At 32.3% G+C, this 6,631-nt stretch carries 5 protein-coding genes; 1 reads left to right on the top strand and 4 read right to left on the bottom strand.

Annotated elements, in window-relative coordinates; all coding sequences use genetic code 11:
• Positions 1-394: 394 nt before the first annotated feature.
• Positions 395-1,357 carry a hypothetical protein gene (locus tag WBN21_RS11290; RefSeq protein WP_424200326.1) on the top strand — a complete coding sequence of 321 codons (963 nt, stop codon included), beginning with the start codon at positions 395-397 and terminating at the stop codon, positions 1,355-1,357.
• Between the two features lie 57 nt (positions 1,358-1,414).
• On the opposite strand, the gene WBN21_RS11295 is transcribed toward WBN21_RS11290, so the two are convergent.
• The 4 genes from WBN21_RS11295 to WBN21_RS11310 all read right to left on the bottom strand — a co-directional run bounded on the left by WBN21_RS11295 (position 1,415) and on the right by WBN21_RS11310 (position 6,578).
• Positions 1,415-3,004 carry a T9SS type A sorting domain-containing protein gene (locus WBN21_RS11295; RefSeq protein ID WP_424200328.1) on the bottom strand — a complete coding sequence of 530 codons (1,590 nt, stop codon included), beginning with the start codon at positions 3,002-3,004 and terminating at the stop codon, positions 1,415-1,417.
• Between the two features lie 31 nt (positions 3,005-3,035).
• Positions 3,036-5,330, bottom strand: coding sequence for a beta-galactosidase (locus WBN21_RS11300; RefSeq protein ID WP_424200330.1), 2,295 nt, complete (start codon positions 5,328-5,330; stop codon positions 3,036-3,038).
• A gap of 239 nt (positions 5,331-5,569) precedes the next feature.
• Positions 5,570-6,343 carry an HpcH/HpaI aldolase family protein gene (locus WBN21_RS11305; RefSeq protein ID WP_424200332.1) on the bottom strand — a complete coding sequence of 258 codons (774 nt, stop codon included), beginning with the start codon at positions 6,341-6,343 and terminating at the stop codon, positions 5,570-5,572.
• Between the two features lie 109 nt (positions 6,344-6,452).
• Positions 6,453-6,578 (bottom strand): hypothetical protein, encoded by a 126-nt coding sequence (locus WBN21_RS11310; protein WP_424200334.1) that lies wholly within the window; start codon positions 6,576-6,578, stop codon positions 6,453-6,455.
• Positions 6,579-6,631: the final 53 nt, after the last annotated feature.

Below are 6,631 nucleotides of genomic sequence, written 5' to 3' on the forward strand. Positions count from 1 at the left end.
GTTGTAACGTTTTTTTGTTTTAATCGGTGTTGATCCCAAATCAATTTAGTGTTTTATTAGTTTTTTGCTACCTTAAAAAGGTTTATTTCTCAAAGTAAGTGAATTTATTAAATGTAGGATTATTGAATTTTACCTTAGCTTAATTGAATATTACCCAATACTATCGTTAAGTCCAATTTGAAATTCATTTCATATGTTTTCTCCTAATAATGATATGGTAAACCAGAGTAAGTTTAGGGTAAGACACTAAATAAATAATATCTCTCTATTTAGTTAATTTGTAAAATAAGGTTTTATTTGAAGATTTCTTGAACAGAAAGTATTTATTAAAGTCAAAAGACAAGAACCTAAGATGACAATATATAAGAATCAAATTCATTCAAACAACTAGCACATGATATTTACAAAATTAACATTCAATATCTTATTGGTAACGATTACCATTCAAACATCTTGTTTTTCATTCCAAAGTAAAGATTCGATAAGCTTGGTACAAAGACACATTTACCCCGAAAATATCATATTCCATTCACCCGGACAAAACCCCGAAGGCATCACCTTTAATGCTACCAATAATACTTTTTATTTAAGTGCTATTAATCAAAATCCATCTATCAAAGCTGTGGATTTTGACGGAAACGTCAATACATTTTCAAACGATAAAAATGAAACTTCAAGAGCTAGTTTTGGTTTAAAGACCGATATAAAAAACAACCGACTAATTGCTTGCATTAATGGACCGAAAATTGGAAACCTAAATATTTACAATCTTAATAGTGGTGATTTGGAACACATCATTAATCTAGCATCCTTACTTCCTGAAAAGGAAAATTATCAAATTAATGATTTGATTGTGGATAGCAATAATACCATGTATGTTACTGGACGATTGGAAGATGTTATTTATAAAATTGACAACGAATTGAAACCAAGCGTATTTTTTCAAAAAGATGCGTACACAAAACCAAATGGTATTGTTTATCATCCTTATGGATTTTTATTAGTATCGTATAGCCATCAAAATTCTAGTTTAGTGAAAATCCCTATTAACAAGCCTGAAGCAGCAGAAGTTGTGCTTATTAATAATTTCGATTTTAAAGGTTTTGATGGGATGCTTTTAAATGAAAAAGGGCTTCTTGTTGGTGTTACATTTGCCCCAGACACTAATGGGAATCATGCCGTAATAGAACTAAAAAGTGATGATAATTGGAAAACAGCAAGTATTTCAAATTCTAAAAAAACAAAAAAGAGCACCACAATTACTCAAATAAAACCCAATATTTACTATGTTGTAAATCAAGATTGGAAAGATAGAAATGCAGAGAACTGGACTTTAGAAAAGGTTGAGTTCAATTAATTATTATTTGATTATGTTGCAAAAAAGTTCTATGCCTGATAAAAAAATACTACGATTCTAGTTAATAATTAATTTTCTGCTCACAACCGTATTATCTATGTCAACTTTTACGAGGTAAATACCACTTGATAATTTCAATTCTGATGCATTTAATTGAATTTCTGATTTCTGAATATATTTATTTGAGAATACATTTTTGCCTAAAACATTAAAGATATCTACAGTAACATTTGATACTTTTGGAATATTAATTGTGAACAAACCATCTTCAATTCTAAATGGGTTTGGATACATTTTTATGTCCTTCTCTATTCCAAAAGAATCTACCGACAATGCTGGACAACTATTTGTGTTTACCTGATTATTATTTCTTGAAATAACTAAGGATATAGACCAATTAAAACCTGTTGCTTTATTCATAATCTCACTAGAACTTGGAACATTTATGCTATAATAACCATTACCTGTTGCTCCACCAGTAGTGCTTGCACGATAAAGTAATGGTGTAATAGATGGCCCAAGATGATATGTTTCCATGTCAGGAATTAGATCCGGTCGTAATATATTTGGATTCAATCTTAATTCACAAGGTACCCAAGGAAAAACACCTTGTTTTACTTGCGCGTCCGTACCGTAAGAACATGTTATATCAGTAATTCTTGAAGTTGAATCGAAAGTTCCAACTGTGCTTAAATATGCCTTATCAATACGTACTGCCGCCATACAACCAATAGCTTCAATTTTCTGAACGTCAATCCATCCATTTGTGGCCGCCCAAGGTTGTAGCATTACTGCCGAATTACCATCGGTGCATTTTATATCATATCCTGAAATTTCAGATACTTTTGCAATGTCTTGAGGAGCACCAGAAGCTCCGAAATCATCTGACTCTATACGTAAGGTAGCACCACCACGTAATGAGTTTATTTTTTTGAATAATAATTTCTCTCCAGTTCTTACCTGTACTGCTCCATAACCTCCATGAGCATTTTGAACAGTTAAATTTTTAACTAGCCCTTGCACAGGACCTGCCCATACACCACCTGTTTGACTTGCAGAACAATTTAACGCCGCATGAATTGTTCCGTTATCTTTAACAAAACAATCTCTAACCATAAAATTAAAAGATTCTTTCACGTTAAACGGTGTAATCCGCGTTTCTTTTGCCAAATGTTCCAAATCAATTGTAAATTGACTGTCTAAAGTTGAAGTTCTAATACTGACATTGGATGCTTTGGCTCCTCCAAAATAACCAATTCGAAAAATAGAAAAATTAGCAAGACCACTTAACGGTGCTGTATCATAAGGTTTTACAACAGCCAAAGGATCGAAAATCAAATGAACATCAGACTTTAGTTGAATTTCGTTAAATTCCCAAGTTCCGTCGGGAATGGTAATAACCCCTCCTTTTAGACTATTAACAGTTAAATTAGTTAGAGTATTAATAGCGGTTTGGAGTGTAGCAGAATCATTTCCAGCATTATTAATTAATGTTATTCTTTGTGAAGAAGGTGCTGCAGGATAACTTGCTGTATTATCAACAAAAAATTCACTTTCTGGTTTAAATTCTGGTAACTGTGAACCAACTTGGGTAAATCCCAAGTTTATTAAAAATAAAAATAATACTGTGATTGTAGTTTTTTTCATGGTTTTATACTTCAATAGTAATTGATACTATTTATTTTTCGTTTTTTACTTCAACAAATAATACTTCGTATGGTTTTAATGTTGGTTGAGAACTCATTGAAATTCCATTCAACAAATCAAAACAAGTTGTTTCATTATTCGAGTTTCTAAATTGAATATTCAAAGTCGCATTTGTTTTTCCCAAATTAATAATGGAAAGCACGTTATTTCCCTTTTCATTTTTTACACATTTCCATGTACAACCTTTTATATCGGTTTCGTTTTCTTCTATAATTGTAATTTCAGGGACATTATTTTTTTGTTCCACAATTTGTAATGCTTTCAATTTCATGTCTTCTAATAAATCGACGACAATTAAAGTCCCTTTACTTTGAGTTAAATCTGGTAAAGCAATACCGTATTCATTAAATTTCAAACTCACTTTATCAACTACTACTATTCCGCCTTTATCTAAATAACTTTGAAGTTGTTCTAATTCGTCCTGTGTTACCTGTTCTGTTTTTTGAACCAGCACAACATCCCAGTTTGACGGGTCTTGCTTAGCTATAATATTTTTTGTTGCAAAGCCCAACGGAATGCCTTCAAAATTTAAAGACTCATAAAGCTTAAATAAATGGTCCATGTACTCGCCTTTATTATGCGCAGACGTTTTTGAATAATAAATTCGAATTGGTTTACGTTGATTTTGCATCGCTGCTATTTCTTCGCTATATGAATTTAAATCCATGATGGTTGAATGCAGTTCATTCGTAACACGGGGCTGCTGATTGTTTGACCCACCGTAAGCATTATCACTAAAATTTTCTTTTAAGGAACCATCTGCTTTTCGCGGCCAATACCAGGTTTGTGAAGCATTCATACCCAAAGTAGTTGCAGCCCAATAAACGGCGCGAGCATATTTTGGATTCATATACAAGTCTCGTGTATGACTAGTACTTAATAAATGACTTTCAGAATTAAAATTAATTTGATTTGGCTGTACAGATTTCAAGAAATCGTAGCCCAAAAACAACTCTCTCCAACCAAAAATATAACCATCTTCCCACCCCATTTTTCCGTTACGTGTGTAATTATAATGTGCAGCAATGTCATTTCCATTTATTTCACTTAACTCTGTGAGCGCTTCTAAATCAATTCCTGTACATGGGTCGTTGTCGGTAAAAAATGAAGGCATAATTTTTAATTGCGCTTTTGCATGTGGATCATATTTTCTAATTTCACTTTTCATCCAACTAAACCATTTCAAAACACGCGCATCATTAAACATATTCCAGTCATACCATTGCGGCGTTCCTTGTAGAGCTACATCTATTGGATTTTCAATAGCTACTTCATTAAAAGATGTATAATTTGTTTTCCAAATTTTATTTAAATTGGCTATGGAACTATGTTTTTCTTTTAACCAAACTTTAAACTTTTCAATAGTAAAATTGCTTACTTCACTATTATACCAAACTTTTTTATTACCATTTTTATAATTAATCCAACGCGGTTCGTTACAAAGCATATAACCCAAATTGGTATATTTATTACCTGCCATTTTTGGAACCGTTTCTTTTATTAAAAAAGACATCATTTCCTTGGCTCCGGGATTATCAATATCATAATCAAAAAAAGGAGGGCCTTGAAACTTCGTAAAATCTTTTCCATATTTGTCTGTTGCCCATTTTGGAATACCTTTATTATTGATAAAAACAAAACCCGGAGTTATACTTGGTTTAGTATCCAAATTGTTTAGGATGTTTTGATTTATTTTACCTGAGGCGTTTACTATTTGTGCAGGAGAAATATAAAACCCATCCAATCTTCCATAAAATTCTTCTAATTTTTTAGTTTCAGGTTTCCATGTGTAATCTGCTAAAAACACGGGGAGATTGTTAAACGTAATTTGTTCGTTTTCTACGGTAACTTTTGTCCAATCAACATTAGGAATTTCTTTTCTTTTTACTTTGCCGTCCGTTAGAAGGGTAATATATAAGATGGCTTCATCTAACATTTTACCAACATCTGCTCTCATAAAATTTGGAAGTTCGGTTGCCGTTTCAGTAGCTTTATCTTTATAAATACTAACTTGTTTAAACAGCTCAGAATTTATTTCTACATTTTTCTCGTCCCAATTTGCGAACTCTAAAAAAACTTCTGCAGTACGCACCGTCATTTTTTCTTTAAAAGCATCTTTTCCCTGTTTTTCTACTTTTGAAATAAGAGTGTTTAATTTTTTAATTTTAGCTTTTGCCAATTTCTCTTGTGCTTGTGCATTGCCAAAACCCACAAATAAAACAGTAATTAGAACTAATAACCCCTTTAAATTTAAATGTTTATCCATCTTATTTATTTACTTAAATAGTAATTGGTTTGACCAGTAAGAAATTGCATTGAACACACCATTAATACTAGTTTTAATAAAATTTGTTTCATAATATTTACACCTGATTATTCAAGTATAAATAACATGATTTTACCAATTTAAATATGGACAAAACTTAACCTATACCAATCAAGATTTATCTATTTCCAATTCTAACTGATTTACATGCTTAATACTTTACTTGTAAAAAGATAAATTTAGACGGTTATACTGTCTAGAGATTGCTCGTTCACCTTATCTACAATACTTTTACAAGCATCGTAAAAAATACCGACATCTACTGCGTATGAAATATATTTAACACCAAGATCTATCCATTGTTTAGCAGATTCTGGACTTTCAACAAATGTGCCCACTACTTTCCCTAAACATGATGCTTTTTCTACAATCTCTTTCATCTGCGAAATCACTTTAGGATGATTTACCTGTCCAGGTACGCCACAAGATTGCGACATATCGTATGGGCCAATGAAGATAACATCGACACCTTCAACTTTTAGGATTTCATCTATGTTATTAAAGGCTATATTCCCTTCAATGTGAATGATGACACCCGTATTTTTGTTTGCTTCATTAAAATAATTTTCCTTAGGCATGGAAGCATAATCTGCAGCTCTTACATATCTGCAAACGCCCCTAGAACCTTCCGGAAAGAACTTGGCGGCTTTAACAACACGTTTTGCATCAGCTGCCGTTTCAATTTGCGGCACTTGAACGTAAGAGGCGCCAATATCCAAAGCTTTAGAAATCATGTTTTCATTGATTTCTGGCACTCTTACTACCGGAACAATGTTCTTGGCTTGAGCTGCCCTAACATGATTTTGAATAGTTTGTATGGTATTTGGCCCATGCTCTAAATCTATAATCACAAAATCGAAGCCCGCAAATGCGGCTACTTCTACCAAAGCAGGATCACTTGCTTTCATGAATGGTCCTACAACATATTTTTTATTATCGAATAAACCCATCATCTGCATTTATTTACTATTAACTTTATAAACCTAGATTTAATTAAAATCGTACATCTCAATTTTTTAAAGTTGTGATGTTTTTGATTTTAACACCTATTAATTTTCTGTCCTAAATATTCCAAATTACTGGCATAAACACGGTCATTTCCGCTTGCCCTCTATTACTCCACGCGAAATATGGAACTAACTGTGTTTTATGAGATTTAAAAATTGGTTTTGAAACCGCTTGATACATCTCATCTGTTTTACCTTGTCTTAGCAAGAGCTCTGCATTTACGACGGTAACGC

This window comes from Algibacter sp. (genome assembly GCF_049667265.1).
Classification (GTDB): Bacteria; Bacteroidota; Bacteroidia; order Flavobacteriales; family Flavobacteriaceae; genus Algibacter_B.